The organism is Prevotella scopos JCM 17725, from assembly GCF_018127785.1.
Lineage (GTDB): Bacteria > Bacteroidota > Bacteroidia > Bacteroidales > Bacteroidaceae > Prevotella > Prevotella scopos.
Genome location: NZ_CP072389.1, coordinates 1,407,425 through 1,429,837 on the forward strand (window position 1 = coordinate 1,407,425; position 22,413 = coordinate 1,429,837).

Annotated in this window: 9 protein-coding genes and 1 pseudogene; all 10 read left to right on the forward strand. The window is 40.2% G+C overall.

What is annotated here, in order from left to right; all coding sequences use genetic code 11:
* Window positions 1-562 precede the first annotated feature (562 nt).
* The gene (locus J4856_RS13190) at window positions 563-4,054 is read left to right on the forward strand and encodes a DUF6443 domain-containing protein (RefSeq protein ID WP_234967200.1); all 3,492 of its coding nucleotides are present in this window, start codon (window positions 563-565) and stop codon (window positions 4,052-4,054) included.
* A 14-nt stretch (window positions 4,055-4,068) separates the two neighbouring features.
* Window positions 4,069-4,917, forward strand: coding sequence for a hypothetical protein (locus J4856_RS05390; protein ID WP_025839151.1), 849 nt, complete (start codon window positions 4,069-4,071; stop codon window positions 4,915-4,917).
* Window positions 4,918-5,636: 719 nt separating this feature from the next.
* Entirely contained in the window at window positions 5,637-6,767 is a 1,131-nt protein-coding gene (locus J4856_RS13400) for an RHS repeat domain-containing protein (RefSeq protein WP_394365382.1), read from the forward strand.
* A gap of 28 nt (window positions 6,768-6,795) precedes the next feature.
* On the forward strand, window positions 6,796-7,191 hold the full coding sequence (locus J4856_RS05400; RefSeq protein WP_159430559.1) for an energy transducer TonB: 396 nt from the start codon (window positions 6,796-6,798) through the stop codon (window positions 7,189-7,191).
* Between the two features lie 580 nt (window positions 7,192-7,771).
* A pseudogene (locus tag J4856_RS05405) lies at window positions 7,772-8,740 on the forward strand (transposase family protein).
* 261 nt (window positions 8,741-9,001) lie between these two features.
* The gene (locus tag J4856_RS05410) at window positions 9,002-9,724 is read left to right on the forward strand and encodes a porin family protein (protein WP_025839572.1); all 723 of its coding nucleotides are present in this window, start codon (window positions 9,002-9,004) and stop codon (window positions 9,722-9,724) included.
* Between the two features lie 17 nt (window positions 9,725-9,741).
* A complete protein-coding gene (locus J4856_RS05415) occupies window positions 9,742-10,944 on the forward strand; it encodes a porin family protein (protein ID WP_025839570.1) in 1,203 nt (400 codons plus the stop codon).
* A 35-nt stretch (window positions 10,945-10,979) separates the two neighbouring features.
* Window positions 10,980-12,539: a T9SS type A sorting domain-containing protein gene (locus tag J4856_RS05420; protein ID WP_025839569.1), complete on the forward strand. Its 1,560-nt coding sequence runs from the start codon at window positions 10,980-10,982 to the stop codon at window positions 12,537-12,539.
* Between the two features lie 82 nt (window positions 12,540-12,621).
* Complete coding sequence (locus tag J4856_RS05425) at window positions 12,622-21,834, forward strand: SpvB/TcaC N-terminal domain-containing protein (protein ID WP_172823693.1); 9,213 nt, start codon at window positions 12,622-12,624, stop codon at window positions 21,832-21,834.
* Window positions 21,835-21,837: 3 nt separating this feature from the next.
* Window positions 21,838-22,386, forward strand: coding sequence for a hypothetical protein (locus tag J4856_RS05430; protein WP_072904657.1), 549 nt, complete (start codon window positions 21,838-21,840; stop codon window positions 22,384-22,386).
* Window positions 22,387-22,413 lie beyond the last annotated feature (27 nt).

Here is a 22,413-nt window from a genome sequence, read left to right on the forward strand (position 1 = left end):
AAACATCCACTTTTTGTGCCTTTGTAAGCGCTTGTTTATCAGTAGTTTACAAAGGAGGTTCTCAAAGGGCGTTAACAAGGGTCTTGAAGGGCGTTAACAAGGTCCTTAAAGGGCACCTTTTACAAGTCCATTGGGTATCTTTTACAATCCCCAATACCATGTATCAGTTTTCGGGAGTGCGAAAATAGTTTACAATTTAACGCATAGACAACTCTTGATAATTCAGAATTAAGAACTCACAATTATTTGAACGGAGTTCTCATCAGTACGTCATAATTATGATTACCATCATAAGAATGGAAAAAAGAAAAGGCACTTCGAAAGGTAAAAACAGAAAAAACTATTCTGTATGTTTGAACAACACAACTATGATTTGGCTGGTACTGTAAAAGCAGATATCGTTGATTTATTGGAAAAATGGAATGAAGTATGTGAACAGACTGCTTAACTTCTATTATACATGTGTTAAAACTCAATGGATATAAGGGACGACAAGCAAAAGTGGGTGAGAAAAGACAGTGTTTCAAGGGGTTGGAAAGTTTAGTAACTTAAAATGAGTGTTATGAAGTGTAACATAAAAATCGGTAATTGTAGTACACAGCATATCATCATCGTGCTGTTAATAATATTTTTCAGTTCAGTTCATTTGTCAGCTGCTAAGGCTGTACTACCTATTAAGAGCGTATTGGATATTATTGAAAAAAAGTCTTGCTTAGATAGTGTAAAAATAAACACAGATAAGCATCTTACATCACTATCAAATATACGACCTTTCTCCTCAAGAATTGATGAAAATTATACTCTTGAACGTACTATGCTGAATGCAAATGGAACGAAATATATAGATAAAATTGTGTATTATGATGGTCTTGGACGTCCTTTTGAAACTGCATTAAAAGCAGCTTCGCCATCTAGAAGTGATATTGTAACCTATCAGGAGTATGATGGTGCTGGCAGACAATATAAAGTATGGTCTCCAGTACCTATGGCTGCTCATGATGGTTGTAGCAGTCAGTCAACTGTACAGACTGCTTCTCAATCGTTTTATTTGGATCCTATGGCTTACCAAGAAATAATTTATGAGCAGTCGTCATTGGACAGAGTTTCTTATACAACAGGACCTGGACAAGCTTGGTATAATGCGGGACGAAAAGTCAAAAATAACTATTTCACTAATACAGAGAAAGGTAGTTTAGCATGTGTGTTGTATGTCATACAAGATGATCAGCAGTCTATACTTAACAAGGGTTTTTATCCAAAATCTGAACTTGTAGTCATCCAAACTACTGATGAGGACGATCATGTTAATTATGAGTTTAAGGACAAGCAAGGTAGAGTGGTGTTAAAGAGAGTAATGGATGGTAGTAAGATGTTAGATACTTATTTCGTTTACGATGATTTTGGTCGTTTACGTTATGTACTACCCCCCGATGCATCTCAACGCCTTTCTACAGCTAATTCCAGCTGGAATATTAACCATGAGCTATTACAACAAACAGCATATTATTACCAATATGATAGAAGAGGTAATTGCGTCATAAAGAAACTACCTGGTTGCAAAGCAATTTTAATGAAATACGACATGGCTGATAGACTTATTTTTAGTCAAGATGGGAACCAGTATGAAAAAAAAGAATGGTCACTCTTTCTATATGATGCCTTTGGACGACACGTTATTTCTGCTGTATGTAAATTACAGACAGTTCCCGATGTAAGTAATATGGTAGTACTAGCCACCTTTACAGGTTCTGGTACAATAGCTGGTTATACTGTGAATTTAAATTTTACACCTATTTATTTAACTTCTGTAGACTATTATGATGATTACCGATTTATCAATTCCTTGTCAACATTGGAAAAAGTAAAAATACAATATAATGCTATGATTGTTGGTTATGATCAACAATATATAGGTGGAGCTAAGGGTTTACTGACAGGTAAACGTATTTATAGCCTTGATGCTTCTGACAAGTATACCATTACTTCCTACTATTATGATGATTATGGACGTATGGTACAGGTGCATGCCAGCAATCATCTGGGAGGATTCGAAGATGAGTATACAGCCTATAATTTTCCTGGAACGATAAGGCAGAAACTGCATATACACACTGTACCAAATAAGCCTGTGCAGAAAGAAGTATATAGTTACACTTATGATTACGTCAATCGTCTTCTCACCACATCCCATAAATTAAATGACTTACCAGAGAAAATACTCCTGAGCAATTCCTATGATGAAATTGGACGACTTCAGAAACAATCGAAAGCAACAGAGACATCTGTATATACCTATAATGTACGTGACTGGTTGACAGGAATCTCGGGGAATTTCTTTTCTGAAACGTTAGCATATAATACTGCTGTTGGGGGGATTTCACCGCAAGTTGCTTCTTATAGTGGTAATATCAGTGCTATGCAGTGGAAGGCTGGTATGGAGAAAGTAATACGAGGTTACCAATTCCGTTATGATCATATCAATCGTCTGACTCATGCCCTGTATGGAGAAGGTAACAATATAACTATCAATGATAAATACAATGAGATTCTTACATACGATTTGATGGGAAACATATTAACCTTACGACGGCATGGTAAACATGATAGCGGTTTTGGACTTATAGATAAGTTGGCATACAAATATAATGGTAATCAGCTTATTAAGGTTACGGATGCTGCTACCACATCAGTGACATCCTATGGTGCGTTTCAATTCGTTGATGGTGCAGATGTAGAAAATGAGTATGTCTATGATGCAAATGGTAACATGACAGAAGATTTTAATAAAAAGATTTCTAAGATAGAATATAATTTATTAAATTTACCATCGAAACTTCAGTTTAGTTTTGGGCACATGGCAGAATACTCATATGATGGTGCAGGACGTAAACTCTCTGTCACCTATAAAACCTCGAAGACTAACCTCTTTGTACCTATGGGCAGCATCGTTCCGCCTCTATCTACTAATGTAGCTTTAACGTTGAAAACCGATTACTGTGGAAATATGATTTATGAGAATGGACAATTAAGCAAGATTCTTACTGACGTGGGATACATCACACTTGCAAATTCCACTCCAACATACCATTACTACTTGCAGGACCACCTTGGAAACAACCGTGTAGTGATAGATGAGCATGGACAAGTGGAGCAAGTGAATCATTACTATGCCTTTGGTGGACTGATGGGTGAGAGTACAGGCGGAGGCGCACAATCTTACAAGTACAATGGTAAGGAACTTGACCGTATGCATGGATTGGATTGGTATGATTATGGTGCACGCCACTATGATGCTGTGCTGGGAAGATGGATGTGTGTGGATCCGTTGGCAGAGAAGTTCTTGCAAATATGCTCATATAACATTTGTTTAAATAATCCTATTCGCTTTATAGATCGGACAGGAAAGGCTGCTGGAGATTATATTACTGGGGACGGTACCTATTTAGGCTCTGATGGTAAAGATGATCAAAAACTATATGTGTTAAAGATGTCCAACAAAGAAAATATTGAATCATATGGAAAAGCTAAAGTTAATGGGCTTGACAAAAAGATTAGGGATCGTATAATAAAAGAAAAAGATATTAGTAATAAAGAGAATTTCGTAGAAATAGATGGAAGTCGTAGAGTTCGAAATGAAGTTGTATCAAAGATTGGTGATAATGGGCTGGGAGGAACATCTGATAACAATAATAGAGAATATAAATTAACTTTCACTCGAAATGATCCAGAGACTTCAGTCTATTGTGAGATGGGAGATGTTGGTGATCCTGCTACAAAAAGTACTGTCAGTGTTAGTTCGGGAGATTATCCTGATCTGGTATATATCCATACACACCCTAGCGGAACAAATGGAAATTCTTATTGGATTCAAGGACCATCTGCAGCGGATATAGATGTTGCGTCCTCTACACGTTATGTTATTTCCATGCGAGATAAGATTGTATATATTTATAATCATACAGGAATCCTATCTAAGATGCAAATAGATGTTTATCAGAATTTTGGTCAAGTGACAAGAAGAGGTTTTAGAGAGGTTTCTGTTACAGATCAATAAAAATCATTCAAGAAATGAAAGAGAAATTTGTTTTTGTTCAACTCTGTATTGTGTTGATAATATATAGCGTAAATATAAAAGGACAGAATGCTTCTTTAAACAAAGCATTGGAAATCTCATACTATAATTTCTTAAGAACAGTACCTGACAGGTGGAAAGATAAATTTGACAGAAAAGATTTCTATCTCGTCAATAATTATAATCCATATGGTTTTAATGTTCAAAGAATAAAGGGCTGGAATAATTTACACCTTAAGAACGGTAAACTTATAATAGGAAAGAATCTTGTCGGATATCCGCTTTTACAAATGATAGACAGGGATACACTGCTAATAGAGATAGGGCAGATCTTTTGCAGACAAGATAAAATGTGGGCTTTTACAGACGGATATACATCACTCTTTAATGTGGATAATAAAACTTTTAAGGCAATAAAAATTTCTCAGAAAGACTTATACTACAAGCCTGAAAATGCTAAGAAGCAAGGAAAACTTATAGACTTTGACAGTATTTATGATAAGGCCGTTAATAGAGCGATTGGCTATTTGGGAAGATCGGGAGTCCCTCGGCATTTAATATATATAAATAAGGAATATTTTCCAAGTTGGTTTTTCAAAAACCAACAAGAGAATGTCATTGAAGGTTCTGAATATAAAAAATACATCAAAAAGAATTATTACATTATCGGTTGGCCTATTTTATTTATAAAAAAAGGAAATATAATCGTCAGGTTGCATTGTTCATACAAATCTGGTATAAGAAAGAAAATTATTTCAGAAGTCCAATATACATTTGACGAAAATAAAAATAAATGGACACTTCATAATGAAAATTCCACTACTATGTCTATTAATATGAAATGACCAATGCTGGTAACGAACGATTCAACGTAATACTATTCGTGAGATGTACTGGGACGAGGACAGCCGCCTGAGGGTACTCTCTGATAATGGTAAGTCTTATAACTTTGCTAAAATATAGAGAAATAACAGAAATTTCCTACTTAAAAGTCCTAATGACGGATTTGGTTTATAGGAGTTTTACTTGGAGGTATCGTGTTTATTTTAACAATGGGGACTGAACCTTATCATAATTAATAGAAAAGATGATAGTTGTTTGATAGTTTTTGCAAAAAATGTGTACCCATTGTGATACCATACAAATAAAATGTTTTTATAAACGCTTTATTTACAGATGTATATAAGAAATCTTACAGTCCCCATGCGAATCACTGAAACAAGAGGAATACCGCAAGGGTATTCCTCTTGTTGTTTTATTATCTGCGTGTTATAATACTATGTGTAATGATAAAGTTGATAAACTCCTTCAATTTTAGACATTAGTAGTGTAAATCCAATGTCAATAATAAATTGCAATATAAAAGTAGGTCTTAAACTTTGATTTGTAAAATTAGTTTTTTATATTTGCAGAAACTAATAATTTAAAATACAAATAAATAGAACAATTACTCTTTAGACGGATAGGACGTAAACTCTCTGTCACCTATAAAACCTCGAAGACTAACCTCTTTGTACCTATGGGCAGCATCGTTCCGCCTCTATCTACTAATGTAGCTTTAACGTTGAAAACCGATTACTGTGGAAATATGATTTATGAGAATGGACAATTAAGCAAGATTCTTACTGACGTGGGATACATCACACTTGCAAATTCCACTCCAACATACCATTACTATCTGCAGGATCACCTTGGAAACAACCGTGTAGTGATAGATGAGCATGGACAAGTGGAGCAAGTGAATCATTACTATGCCTTTGGTGGACTGATGGGTGAGAGTACAGGCGGAGGCGCACAATCTTACAAGTACAACGGTAAGGAACTTGACCGTATGCACGGATTGGATTGGTATGATTATGGTGCACGCCATTATGATGCTGTGCTGGGAAGATGGATGTGTGTGGATCCGTTGGCAGAGAAGTATACAACTACTGGTGGATATGTCTATACATTGAATAATCCCGTGAAATTTATAGATGTAGATGGTAGAGAATGGACACAAACGACAGACAAGAATGGAAATACTGTTATAACTGTTTCTTTAAATTTATCATTTAACGGAGATTTTAGTGCCGCTCAGATGGAAAATTACAAGAATACCATCTCGAGCGAATTCAACAGAATGATTTCAGATGCTTCTGATGGACGAATGTCGGGAGTTATTAAGTTTTACACTAATAATAAAGATATTGTTCAGTCTTTAGTGTTAACGAGCGAAGAGTCTTCTCTTATGGCAGGTTTTACGATATATATGGGTTCACAGGTAAATGTCAATGATAAGAATGGTGTATTAAAAGATTATGCAATTGTTGCTGAAGACGTTTCTCATGAGCTTTTACATACATTGAGAGTGGCTCATCCGTTTGAACGAACACAAACTGATGATACGAAATTATTAAAAGTTGGACCTAATTCTTATATTTCCACTCCTTCAACAGCATCAAATATTGGAAATAATGTTATGATCTATCCTATGACAACTATTGACGGTAAGACATCAACGTCACAGAATTCTTTGACAAAAGGGCAACTGAACTTGATGTTAAAAGAGATAGAACTTCAGAAACAGGGATATGGAATTTATAAATACAACAACAAATTAACAATTAGCCAAAATGAAGAATTATTCTCGAAATATTTTACTAATTATTGGGATCAAGAGCTGTGGCCTGGGTATCCAGTACAACAGAAATAACTTTTTTAAATATTTTTCTCTAGTATTTATGTTACTTTCGTGTAATTCCTCTATATTATTATCCTCTGGCCCAACCGTTAAATACGACAAAAGAACAAATCTTGAAGTTTGTTCTTTTACAGATAAGATGCCAAGTTATAGGGGTGGATACACTGCTTTCTTACATGATTTCTCGGCTAATTTTCAATATAGCAATCAAATTGACAATAACATTCAAACAAATATTGTAGTACAATATGTTATTAACAAAAAAGGAAGATTGGTTGGTGCTAGAATTTTTAATAAAGAGGATAAGGATTTAAGTTGTTTTGATAAAGCCGTACTTGAAGCCTTAGAAAAAGTTCAAGATTGGACACCTGGAGAATACCATCATAAAAAAGTAAATGTTATTATTAAACAAACAATACAGATTGATATGTATTGATATTACGAATGCTACTACCCCCAACCCGGCTAATGAAACCAATAAGGTCAAGTCCGGTTCAGAAGGAGGTACGTTAAATCCTGCAAAACGAAAGGTAACACAGAAAGATATTGATCAATTGAATATCAATAAATAAAATTTCAAAGATGGAAAAGTTTATCTTGGGCATGTTTCGGATTAAATTTTATATCTTCATCTTTTTAACATTATCCTTGTTCCTGTTTTTCTTGTAAATTGAAGACAGAAATTGATCCTCAAGCAATAACAGGATGTTGGGAACTAGTTAGTAAATGCAAGTTCAACATAGAACTGCAATTTTTGGTGCAGGTGTAGCCTAATAATCTATACCTGAAAACACCGAGGGGTTTGGGGGCGAGCAGCCCCCATGTAGGAGATAATTCAACAAGCAATGCATAAAAACAAAAAAGGGAGACCTCTGTCTCCCTAAGATTAATTAGGGATATTCAGAATTTTTCTAACTAATTGTTTGTCAGTGTAATATATTATTTGTACCTTTACATAAAATCCCCCGAACGACCCTTCACGGGCAGAATCGGGGGAAAAATTTAAAAAAAACGTCGTGAAGATACAAAAAATTTCTGATATAACACCAACTTTGCCCTTTACAGAGTTTGATTTTTTACAGAGCTATCGTGACAGCTTTGCAAAAAGCGAACTTGGACGTATCCATTCCCAGCTCCCACTTAAGGAGTTGGCAGCAGCATGTACGAGTCGTAGCCATAAGAGCAAGCGGGGCAAAAAGCCTCTTTTTTCGTGTGAGGGAGAAATAGCCCTAATGTTCCTCAAGTCATACACAGGTCTGTCTGACGAAGGCTTGACAGAGATGCTTAACGGAAGCATCCACATGCAGATGTTCTGTGACGCTCTGATAGACCCTTCCTGTCCCATTAGGGATGGAAAGATTGTAAGCGCCATACGCAACCGTCTTGCCCATCTTCTTGACATAGACTATCTTGTTTTCTGGCAAGGAAGTCAGGCATCGCATTGTCAGCATCGACCGTCCCTACCTCCGTCCCATTGTCAGGGGCAAGAAAAACAAGCGTGTGGAGTTTGGGGCAAAGGTCAACAACATACAGGTTGATGGCATATCATTCATAGAGCACCACAGCTTTGAGGCTTTCAATGAGGGTGTCCGTCTTAAGCAATGTATTGAGTATCAGGAATCTCTGACGGGGGCAAAGTTAAGCGTGTCGGTGCCGATTCCATATATACCAACAATGCCAACCGAACAATGTGTACGGAAAAAGGCATAACGACCTGTTTCGTCAGAAAAGGTCCCAAACCCAAAGAAGAATCTGAATGTCTCAGGACGGCGAGAAAGATTATCGGAAACCTCAGGGCCACGGTAATGGAGGGCAGCTTCGAGAATCAGAAACAGCACTATGCCGTTGGGCGCATCAAGGCACGTAACATGTTCAGCGAAACATTACTGCTCTTCTTTGGAATCCATACGGCTAATGCCGCCATTCTTGCCGCAAGGCAGATGGCCAGGGACAGAAGAAGGTGGCTTGATAAAAAGATAAGGTGATTTATATCCATCCATAGGCAGGTATGGAAGGGGCAGGTGTACCCATACGGCTCAACATTTGAGATTTTTGAGCAGAAAACACGGCAAATTCTTTTTCTAGGAGCTTTTCCAAGAAAAAGAATCCAGTTTTTGAATGCTCTTGGCAGGTTCAGGAGTGAATTAACTGAAATTCCCTATGTAATGTTAAAACTTGGAAATGGTTATGTAAATCTTATTATTTTTTATAATTTTGTCTTTATAAATTAAAAACCAACTACTACAATGAATGTAACTCCTAAAATTGGTATTCTAGCCACCTTATTATTAGTAAACGCTAATCTTTTTGCACAAGAAACACCATTTAAGCTGGGCATCCGTTTAGGTGGTGGAATGTCAGTCAACACTGGAATGGATAAAATTCTTGTTCCGGAAGACTATTATTCCAATTATAGCTTCAAAGACAAGTGGCAGCTTACGCCAACAGTTAGTGTATTTGCTCAGTATCATGTCGATGGTTCCATCATAGGTCTTGAAGGTGGATTTAGCTATTGGCAGAAGGCATCACAGCTTGTCTATAATGATAATAAGGAGTTAAACTATAAGGTTACACCTCGTTATAACTACATTGGCGTATCTGCTCTGTTGAAGATTTATCCTTGGCGCAAAGGCTTCAATATTTCCATTGGAGGACGTGCGGGAGCCAATCTTAATGGCAAGGGCATATCTTACGAGAGTAATCAAGAAGACAGTAAGTTCGCAAATTATCATTTTGCCACTATCGCAGAGACGGAACGTCTGATGAAGGAAAAGTTAACAGGGCAACCAGATATTGCCGTTGGCGGTGGCTTTGGCTATGAAATTGGCAATCAGTGGGCTTTAGATTTACGTTACTTTCATGGATTGAACTCTACCATTAAGACAGAACGTAATGATTATAACTGGGCAGAACATTCAACCCATGGACAGAACATAGAGCTTAGTATCAGCTATCTCTTTAAACTTTAATCCTTATAAGTTTATCTATGAAGGACAAGCGTAACAGAAAAAAACGTTATATTTTGGCAGGAATATTTCTTGGCATAGTTGCTCTTTTGGGTATAGAACGCTGTGTTAATGACGAACCAGAGCCTGAGCAGATAATAGAACAAAAGAAAGCAGGCAAGGCATCATCACCATCTACTACACCGCATGTCTCTTCTTCTTTAGACAAGACAAAAGTGCAGAAGGAATCAGGACGTTCAGATTGTGTATATAATAAGCTGGGGAACGTGCCTCGTCACCTTACAAGCTTCAATACAAGGAGAATTAAAATGTCAAGCATGAAAAGGGAAACCACTAATGGAAAACATTCTTCGTCAGAGCAGACTATTCTTTCCCAATCATTATCAACTGACGCTTTACCTGTAAATGATAAAACAGCCATTAGAAAACACGAGACGAAAGAACCAGACAATGAACCTACTAATCTAAAAACAGGGGAGCATGTTCTTGACAACTCTATGACTAGTCAGCCCTCCACCGTACAGGACAATCATAATGAAATTCCATCTATGAGGACTTACTCTTTTTCACACCATCATCTTTTTCGGATTGGACTCAGAGCAGGAGTAGGTTATTCCAGCATTTCAGGATTAAGCAGTATTATTGAAAACTATGATATACGTCCTACTTTCACTATGAGTGAACGTGGTGGTATCAGTCCTCGTATTGGTGTCTTTGGCACATGGCAATATCGCAGATTAGGTGCTGAGCTAGGCATTGATTACACCCGTATTCTCAGTAAATTGACAGAACACAAGAAACCTGAAAATGTAACCGAGACTACAAGATTTCATTATAATTTCATTACTCCGCAAGTCCTGCTTCGTTTCTATGTTTTTCCAAAGTTTTATATGGGAGCAGGTATTAGTGCTGCTATTCCGTTTGGTAGTCGTAATATCGATTTTACCAATGACCGCGTAGGAGAGGTATATCGACAACAGGCAGAACGTACTCAAGATCATCTGAGAGAATCAGTCAAGGCACGAGTAGCATTCATTCCTACCATTAAGATTGGCTATGTTGATGTAAAGAATGGTCTTGAGGCAGGACTGGAATACGGTTTCGGATTTAATGATATGCTCCGCACCAGTGCCAATGATTATGGGTATCAGGAGCGTATGAATAATCTGCAGACTGTCAGCCTTACCATTGGCTATAGTCTTCCACTTGGCAAAGCTAAATAAGCAGCATCCTCGAATCATATTAAAACAGTCTCAATATGAAACATAAATACCTCACAGTAGTTTTCTTCTTTATATCCACTCTTTCTGCTACAGCTCAGACCCCAGGTGGTGTAGATAAGCCAATGGTATGGTCACACGATTCTACCTCTGTCCGTGTCTCTGCTGGTGCTGGACTTACCTATATAGGCGTAAGTAAGGTATATGGCGAAAAAGAACAGGCAATATGGTCTCTTGGAAGCGGAAAAGCGATCACTCGTATGCAGACAACTGAGCGTGCTGCAAACCTTGGTAATGGTACTTTCATGAATTATGCCAAGGACTCGCTGCCTGAAATGCGACTTTACAGCTATACGACCTCTTCCAATATGGGTAATGGTCAGACGCTGCATATCGGTCGGAATGGGAATACCAAGCTACCTGTAAAGAACCTTGATGGTAGAACTGTTGAGTATGCCGTCTTCGATCGCCGCCTTTCCGATACAGAACGTTGCCGTGTGGAAAGCTATCTTGCTTTGAAATATGACGTGACTCTTCGCAGCAGTTACCTTAATTCAAGAAGCGAGGTCATTTGGAATGGTTATACCAACAAAGCCTATAGTCACCATATAACTGGTCTTATCTCAGACAAGGCTTCTGCCTTACATAAGACAAGAGCTAAGAGCTGTGAGGATGATGGTTTTCTTGCAATCAGTATGAGCAAGCCTCTTGAAGATGGTGAGAGTATTCTTTGGGGTGACAACAATGGTAAACTTTCTTTCCGTCAGAGTAAGGCTTACGGCAAGTGGCTCGGGAGACGATGGATGGATACTGCAACACGGATTGACAAGCCTAATGTTGATGTTGTAGCTGATGGTAAGCAGCTACGCCAGATACAGCCTCTTGCAGAAGGGGAGAGCTACTATCTTGCCGTTGATCCTACAGGAACGGGTAGCTTTTCTGTCAAAACTCTAAGCTATCATAAGGCAAACATGACAGTTGGTGACAGTATTGTCTTTAAGAATATACCATTAGGAAAACGTGATGTCTTCACGCTGCGAGCTGCCAAAGATATGTTTACAACGATAGAAGTAAAGCAGCCAACGGAGAAGAGCGGCAGCACAGGAACACTTTCTGTCAGAGTAACAGGTGGTATCGCCCCTTACAAGATGACCCTACAGAGAGAACACATGTCTGTTTTCAATCGTACTACAAGCGACAGCATACAATCTGCTGACGGACTCATAGAAGGGAAATACCTTCTTACGACGACAGATCATGTGGGCAACAAGGCTGAGAATGAGTTTCAGATTTCGAAGACAGGTATCACAGAGATTCCTTCCATGAACCCTTCTGACGGAAGTAGTGACTTCTTTGCAAATGTAAGTGTAAGTCCTAATCCAACGGTGAATGGATATGTCAGTGTGCAGGTGGAACTAAGTGAAGCAGCTCCATTGGATATGGTACTCTATACGACGGGTGGAGCTCTTGTCAGTCGTCAGACTAATATGCCTGATACATATTTCTCAACCAAAGTCTATCTTCCACAGACAGGTGTTTACTTATTGACACTGCAAAGTGGTAGCAAAGAAAAGACATTTAAACTGGTGAGGAAGTAAATCTCATTTTTACCTTTATAAATTTTCCAACGCAAGTATATATATTGAGGACCTTTAGGTCTGAAACAAAATAGCAAGAATAATGAAGTATTCTACACATTCACTCCTCCTTTCGTTCCTGTTGCTTGCAGGAATCATACTAAACTCCTGTAATGGTGGAAGTAGTCGTTCTGCTAAAGAAACTGTAATCAGTGATTCTACATGTACTGATACAGTCTCTTCTGTACAAAAAGATAGCATTTCCCGAAAGGCTACTTCCTTACATACACAAGTTAAGGACAGTGTACAGAACTCTTCTGTGAAGAGATTCTCCAAAGAAGTTGTAAGAAATCAAAAGGGGAATCGTGTAGATACTCACAAGCCGAACAAGAAATCTGCAAGACTTTTTGCAGACTTAGGCAAACGTACCGTCAGCAAGTTCTTTACTAATTCCGACAGCGATACGCTCAATGTTGGACGAGCCCAGCTTGCCGTACCACGTGAGGCTATGGCAAAGGGTAAAGTTCTTAGTATTACACCACTTAGAAAAGGTGAACTACCAACTTTGCCTACTGGTATGGTGAATGTTACAGGTGGCTGTGATACATTGATGGCAAGAACAGATACGGTGTCAGGTTATCGTTTCTTACCTCATGGTAATCATTTCGTCCATCATCTGGCAAGTATTGCAGTACCTTACGACAGCACGTTGATACCGAATGGCTATACTGTAGATGATATTCACACCTATTATTATGATGAACTGCACCAACGTTGGACAATGCTCCAGTCAAAAGGTATTGATACAAAACGTGAGGTTGCAATGGCAGAGACTTCTCATTTTACGGATGTCATCAATGGTATCATCAAAGTTCCTGAGAGTCCCGAAACACAGAACTATGTCCCTACAGGTATCAGTGAGCTGAAGGCTGCTGACCCAGCAGCAGGTATTCAGCAGATTGAAGCCCCATCAGCTAATCAGAATGGTACGGCAACACTGTCCTATCCTTTCGAAGTTCCTGCAGGGCGTAATGATATTGGCGTAAGTGCCGGCTTACAGTACAGCAGTGAGGGAGGCAGTAGCTTTGTTGGCTATGGATGGAGCCTTCCTGTACAGAGCATTGATATAGAGACACGCTGGGGTGTACCACGTTTCGAAGATCAGTACGAAAGTGAGAGCTATCTCCTCATGGGACAGCAGCTTAGTGACCGACTCTATCGTAGGACTGATTCTCTGGCAAGACAAGCTGATAAGCAGTTCTATCCAATGACTGAAGGTGGTTTCAGTAGGATTATCCGAAAGGGTAACAGCCCGAAGAACTATTACTGGGAAGTGACAGGAAAGGATGGTACAGTCTACAGTTATGGTGGTCATGGTGGTCATGTCAGTGATGCAACCTCTCTTACCGATACCAATGGTAACCGTATCAAATGGGCACTTGATCGTGTTACCGATGTCCACGGGAACTTTGCCGCTTTCCATTACATGAAGTCTGGCAATAACCTTTATCCGGAACGCTATACATGGACAGGATTCGGGGAGACGGAAGGACTGTATAGCATTGAGTTTAATATTGACTCTACAGCCACAGACCGAAAAGATGTGACGAGTAGCGGAAGACTTGGCATTATGCAAAAGGACAAAGGGCTACTCCGTAAGGTCACAGTGAAGAATAATGGTCAGCAGCTCCGCAGCTATACCTTAAACTATGAAGAAGGACCGTTTGGCAAGATACTGCTAAAGAGCATTGATCAGAACGATAGTAGGGATGGTAAGGTTGCTACACAATCTTTTGACTATTACAATGACCTCAAAAATGGACTTTTCTCTTCTAAGGCAGAATTATGGAAAACTCAATCTGACGACTATGAATCATTACTGAAACACTCTGTTCGTGGATGTAATGATAATCTCAGTATGCTGGGTGCTGGTTACTCCTCAAGTAAATCTGTAGGTATGGGAATGTTTTTCGGCTTCGGTCTTACTATCGGAACACTGAATGTCGGAACGACTGGTACGCACAGTTCGAGTCGAAATATAGGTAAAGTTGCTTTTGTCGACATAGATGGTGATGGGCTACCTGATAAACTTTTTCAACAGTACGGCAAATTATTCTATCGTAAGAACTTGAATTCTGATGCTGTAAAGACATCCTTTAGTAACCCTATCGCAATACAAGGGGTCAATTCCTTCTCAGAAGGAAAGAGCAAAAGTTTTTCCATCAGTGCTGAAGTTGCAGCCGAGATAGGGAAGGTCGGTAAAACCAAGGGGACTGCGGGTATCAGTTATACCCGTACAACAGGGAAGGACAAGACAAGTACCTTTCTCTATGATTTTAACAGTGACGGCCTTACGGATATAGCTGTAAATGGACGTGTCTATTTTAACCATATAATAGATGGAAAGCCTGTCTTTACTCCAAAAAGTGGTGTTACAGCTAATCCTGTTATTGAGAAAGGTTCTGCCATAGATAGCCATTTTGTACCAAACTACAGGCTCATTCGTGATTCTTTGGAAAAGGAATATCCGCTGAATGATGCTGTCCGTATGTGGCGTGCACCATTTGAGGGAACGGTCAATATTAAGAGTGTGATTGAGAAGATAAGTAGCCAAGGTGATGGTATCATATATAGTATACAGCATGAGAATGAGGGATTCATGATTCGAGACTCCTTGCTGCAGGCTGGAAGTAAAACACATAATCTTCATTGTAGTGTACAGGCTGGTGACAGACTTTTCTTCCGTCTTCAGTCCAGATATGATGGAGATGATGACAAAGTGCTTTGGAATCCAATCATTACCTATACCTCCTTACCAGTTGGTAAGGACAAGTATCTTTCATCTGATTTGAAAGTATACGACAGCAAAGCTGATTACATTGAGGGTGAAAGCGATGTTGCTGTCTTCAACCGTACAGGTAAGGTAAAGCTTCATGCCCCTTATACAAAGGAGAAAACCTCTGATGATGTCATGCTTACTGTCACACGGCAGGATATTCATGGAGAAACCATCATTAAACGTATCATTCTTCCAGCTGATACAATTATCAAAGGAGCATATGATTATATGGCTGATGTGAGCGAGGAGGATTCAACATCTCTTAATTTTGTTATTACGACAACTTCGCCAATAGACTGGACCAAAGTCCGATGGGAGTGCAGTTACCATTATGATGATGAAACAGATGCTGTCCGCCTTGTAGCTTCCCGTAGGATGTTCAACAAGCCTGTCAGTATTGCTGCAAGTAGAAACCTAAAGCCTGATGTAACATCTTTGGGTAAAAAATTCCGTCCAGTACTATCCATTGTTCCAGTTCTTTCCGTCCTGCGTGAGAATAAGGATAATGACAAGGATACTGCAGCCGTCTATCTTACTTTACATGACAAAGATGGACAGCCAGTACTACATCATACCTGTTGGTTAGGAACCTCTAATACACTTAAGGCTGATACTATCACCGTTAATGATACTACACTTATCAAACGGCTATCTACAGGAAAGATAACGGCAACTTTTGCTATATCAAATGAACTGTCAGCATCAATTCAAGCTAAGGTACGGTTCCTACGTGATAGTCTCTCTTACCAGGGTGCTACTTCTACAGTTGTTATTGCTGAACATCGTGTTCTTGTGGATACGTTAGAGGCTTGTGTGTTCTCTGGATACAACTCGGTTGACTATGGCAGCCTTTATCGTGGTTGGGGACAGTTTGCTTATAATGGTAACAAGGCGTACTCCTCTCGCCCTATCGAAGTGTCTGCCTTGAGGATTGACAGGGAAAAATACAAGAATATTGCTGAACATTATCATTCTACACATGACGGGAATAAACTTGTAGAGAGTCTGCCCCCAATCAATGAGCAGCGTTTTCTGGTGATGGGTTATAATACGAACAGAAGAATGTTTGTCGGAGGTTCTGAACATGTTTTCATTACTGTAGACACAATAAGTAGTTCCCGTATAGGTGAGGATGTAATCCAGATAGATAGTGTCAATTATGCAGAAAATGCAGGAGAACTGTCTTCCCCTGTGCTTGTCAGCAGTTCAAAGAGCAATGGCTACAGTGTCAGCGGCAGTTTCTTATTTGCAGGGCTAAGCGGAAGTAAGACTACACAGACCTCTTACAGCAAGGTTGCTTTAATGGATATCAACGGCAATGGTTACCCAGACTGGCTGGATGACAATGATGGTGCTATTATTGCACAATATACGAAATCTACAGGAGCTCTTGGTAATGAACGGATGAAGATAGATGTAGGACAACCAGAATTTAAATCTGAAGCATGGACAATTGGGGCAAGTCTTACCGCAGAGAAAGCTGTTAAAGAAGCAAAGAAAAAAGGCAATAATTCTAATGATGCGCCAGCTACTCCTGTAAGCCCTCAACCGGCACAAGGCCAAACAGAGAATGGAAATAATGCTGATGCTTCTGGAAATAATGCCGCAAATGGAAATGACGTCTCAAAAGCGTCAGTGAGTGCCAGTGGTGATTTTACTTCAGGAAAAGCCCATACGGCAAGGGATTGGACAGACCTCAACGGTGACGGGCTCCCTGATATGCTCTATAATGGTAAGGTTAAATATGGACTTGGTTATAATTTCACCGACGAACAAGTCAGTGGAGTGTCAACGGTAGAATCTTCTGAAAATAGTACTTGGGGTGCTGGTTTAGGAACCAAGATTCCAGTTCTTGGAAGTGCAGATATATCTTTTGGGTTTAATGGAACTCGTACTACCACAAAGAACAACAACTCTTTTGTTGATGTCAATGGTGATGGCTTACCAGACATGGTTACCCGTGATGGAGAAAAAATCAATATAATCTTTAATACTGGGGCTGGTTTCATGCCGAATGCACATGAGGTAAACGGGCAAATTAATCAGTCTTTAGCAACTTCTATTTCCAAGTACGGTAATTTCTCTGTCACTATTCCTATTCATGTCTGGGTATTGAAATTCAAACTTACATTCAAGGGAGTAGGTTCTTTGTCTGATGGTGTCAGCTATACTGAGACTGCCTTGAGGGATATCGACGGTGACGGACATCCAGATATTATTGTCGCTGATGGAGCAAAGCAGCTTATTGCCTACCGTAACCTTACGGGAAGAACGAACATGCTGCGCTCTGTGACGCTTCCTTTCGGCGGACATATCAATATCAACTATGAGCAGACAACTCCAAGTTACGACTTGCCGGGACGTCGCTGGGTGATGTCATCGGTTGAGACGACAGGTGGATACAAGGAGAACGGAGCAATACGAAGTAGGAATACCTTCGAATATAGCGGTGGCTATCGTGACCGTCGTGAGCGTGACTTCTATGGTTTCAAGCAGGTACGTACCAATCAGATAGATACCGAGAACGGTGACAGACTCTATCGTTATTCCGTACAGACTTATGGTAAGAACAGGGATTACTATGCGCATGGACTTGTAACGAGTGAATATCTCTATACGGCTGAGGGAAAGAAACTGCAGGGGTCTCTATATGACTACGACCTGAAGACACTCGCCGTTGGCCATAATACGGCTGATGCTGTTGTCTTCCCTGCTCTAAAGACGCTTGTTCAGAGTAACTTTGATGTAAATAGTGGGGATAGTCTGGCGGTTGCTGTCAATAATACTTACGATGACTATGGTAACCTACAGGGATATAAGGAGACGACAACGGGCTATAGCTTAGAGGCAAACATCAACTATCATAAGATTGCCGATAAGTATATCGTTGGTGTTCCGAGCCATATCACTGTCAGCAGTGGTGGTAAGACTTACCGTGAACGTAGTACGAAGGTGGACGGAAACGGTGAGATAACGGAGATCATGCTTCATAACGGTGACAAGCCTTCTGTCTATAACATGACATACGATGGCTATGGTAACATCACACGCATGACGAAGCCGGAGAACTACAATCATCAGCGTATGTTCTATGCTTATACGTATGACGACCGCTATCACAGTCTTGTGACAAGTGTCAAGGATGCATACGGCTATAGCTCCAGCACGGCTTATGATGGTCTTTGGAATGCTCCGTCTGTAACGACTGACCTTAATGGGCAGAAGATGGAATACACCTACGATGCACTGGGCAGACAGATGACTATCCGTGCTCCGTATGAGATAGAGAGCGGTCAGCCGTTTACTATCCGCTTTGAGTACTTCCCTGCAGAGCGTAAGGCACATACCATCCATTATTCTAAGGATGGAAACATTGACACTTATACCTTTGCCGACTCACTGATGCGTGCTGTCCAGACAAAACAGACGGGTGTGGTGTGGTCCGGTGGCAGCAATCAAAAGGTCTCCATCGTCAGTGGAAGGGCTGTTATCGATGCCTTTGGACGTAATATTGCGGCTTATTATCCAATGACGGAGAGCCATGGTAATATTGGTACTTACAACCATGCTACAGGTGATCTGCAGGCAAAGACGGAGTATGATACACACGACCGTACCATGAGTGTTACGCTTGCTGACGGTAGTGTGACACGTACGGCTTATACTATCGGTAGCCATGACGGTGAACCAATGCTCCAGACAACGGTCACGGATGCACTGGGACAACATGCGGAGAGTTATACGGATGCCAAGGGGCGCAACCGTGAAACGGTGCAGCATGCCCGTGGTGAGGATATCACGGTGAAGTACAGCTATGACCCTGTCGGACAGGTGATGACGGTTCAGCACCCTAACGGTAAGGAGACGAAGTATGCCTATGACCTACTTGGTCGCAAACTGATGGTGAACCATCCTGATGCTGGTGAAACGGATATGACCTATGATGCGGCGGGTAACCTCCTGACAAAGCTCACGGCAGAGCTTAGGAAGTCGATATCTGACAAGGGTTACATCTCTTACACTTACGACTTCGAGCGACTCCATGAGGTGCTTTATCCAGAAAACCTCTTTAATCGTGTTACTTATACCTATGGTAAGGCTGGCGATAAGTATAACCGTGCCGGTCGTCTTGCCCTTGTTGAGGATGCGAGTGGCGGTGAAGCCTATTACTATGGTCGTCAAGGTGAGGTGACGAAAACCGTCCGTACAGTCATGGCGAGTGTGGCGGATATCAGGACTTATGTCTATGGTGCTACGTATGATAGCTGGAACCGTGTGCAGACGATGACTTATCCTGATGGCGAGGTGGTTACCTACCATTACAATGCTGCCGGACAGGTTGAGCGTCTTACGAGCAATAAACAGGGACGTCAGAGCGTTATTGTTGACAGGATAGGTTACGACAAAGAGGGTCATACGGTCTATACGAAACTCGGTAACGGCACGGAGACTACCTATACCTACGACAAGCAGCGTGAACATCTGCAGGTGATGAACCTTACAGCGGACGGTCAGACTGTGATGGAGAACAGGTACCAGTATGATGCTGTGGATAATATCCTCGGTATTACGAATGCCGCCAACCCAACGTCGCTGACGAAACTCAACAAGGCGAAGCTGGGAGGAAGGAGTTCGCATACGTATGAGTATGATGAGCTGAACCGTCTTATTCATGCAAGTGGTAAGGCAAAGCGTGCTTCGTATGATATGGTGATGTCGTTTGGAAGGATGAGTGAACCGCTGACGAAGGTGCAGAAGGTGGACTCAACGACAACTGCCAAGTCTTATAACTTCGCTTATAAGTATGAGGACAGTAACCATCCGACGGCTCCAACGCAGATTGGTCATGATCATTACACGTATGATGCTAACGGTAATCCAACACTGGTAACGAACGATTCAACGAATACTACCCGTGAGATGTATTGGGATGAGGACAACCGCCTGATGGTCTTAAGCGATAACGGCAAGACGAGTCGTTACACTTACAACGCTGCTGGCGAACGCATCATGAAGAGTTACGGTACGATGGAAGGTGTGTATATCAATGGTGCACCACAGGGTATTACCTTCCACGAGACGGACAACTTCACGCTTTATCCTGCAAGTATCCTCTCTGTTAACAAGAATAGATTCACGAAGCATTACTTTATCGGTGACAAGCGAATCGCCAGCCGTATCGGTACAGGATTGTTTAACAACGTTTACGGACGCAACGGCTCATACGTAACGGCTGGTCAGCAGGACTATGCTGAACGTATGAATCAGATCCAGACACAGAAGGAAGCATACTATAAGAAGGTGGGTGTAGCTCCAGGTGTACCGACAGAGAAGGGTGCGTATGGTGATCCGGAGAACACTGGTGTTGGTTATAATGCTGTTCTCACAGAACTCGGTAACCATGATGTGCCACAGGGTTGGATTCAGACTCCACGCCCTAACACCACACCAAATACCAACCCCGGTCCACCTGTAAGCTGGAATGACCCAAGCAATCCTGATGACCCACAGGCTGGTTATGGCTACATTGCCAACGACACTACAAAAGAGGAAACCTTCTTCTATCACAGTGACCATTTGGGCTCAACGTCTTACATCACAGACGATAAAGCCAACATCACCCAGTATGATGCTTACCTGCCATATGGTGAACTCCTCGTTGACGAGCACAGCAGCAGTGAAGAGCTACCATATAAGTTCAATGGTAAACAGTTCGATGAGGAGACTGGCTTGTACTATTATGGTGCAAGGTATATGAATCCTATGGCAAGTCTATGGTATGGAGTGGATTCACGTATAGGAGAAATGCCATTTAGTAGTTCTTACTCTTATTGTGACAACCATCCCATTAATTTTATAGATAAAAAAGGTGATAAGAAACTTAATTGGATTATATTGACAAAAGGTGTTTCTCCACAGAATGATATTAGAAATAATTCTGCATATTTTAGAAACAATTATGATGATAATGTTGTAAATATATGGGCTCATGGACTAAAGGACCGTTCGAGAAAAGAATATCGTCAACAAGCATGGGGGATAGGAATATCTAAACTTAGTTCAGGAGAGCCATGGATGGATGTTGCTTCATTCTTATCTAAGGATGTTTCTTTATTTGCAAGGCGTATAGATATTGCCGATAAGGGATGGCGGAAAAGGAACAATGGTCATCCCATATTGGTCTTACATTGTTGTGCTTCATCTACCTTTGCACAAGAAATTTCTGCATCTAAAGAATTTAAAGGAGTTATCATTATTGCACCAGATGTAACAGTGAATTCAACAAAAGACAAAGGAGAATGGCTTAACTCTTTAGTTTACGGGAAACATTATGAGAAGAAACGTCCTGGACTATGGCATGTATATATGAATGGATCCCCTCTTAAAGACGCAGCTGGGAAAAAAATTACATATGGCCCAAATGCGCAACCAGGTATAAAAGGATTTGATTATAGACTCAATAAAAAAAAGAAATAAATTATGAATAAATTAAGTAATCTCTTATTTATAGTATTTTGTTTTATATTTGTAGGTTGTACTTGTAATGATAAACAATCAAAAACAAAAGAATATAATGTGTTACAACAGAAAATATATGCTACAGAGGTTTCAAAAGAGGAGCTTGATATTCCGATGATGGCAACTGCTACATATAGCAACGGGACACATTTTTATGGGGCAGATAAGATATATTATGAACTATCAGAAGGAGAGTTGACAAAAATTAGAAGTATTTTAAACAAGCAATTACCAAAGATAATACCAGTCAATACAATACAATTGGATCTAAATAATTATTTCAAACAATACCTTGCATATACGTATCGGGGGCGTATTTATGTATTAGTTAATCTTTATAAGTACTATTATATATACTATTCAACAAACCCTAACAAGGGCGTATTCTCTCCTGCGAAAGGTCTACACATAATCTCTTTAAAACATGAACAGAATAGAAGTAAATATGACAATCTAATGATTCTTTTAAATTTATCTAAAAGTCGTATTTTAAGGATAGAGACTATTTAACATCCCTCATAGACACTCTGTAAATGA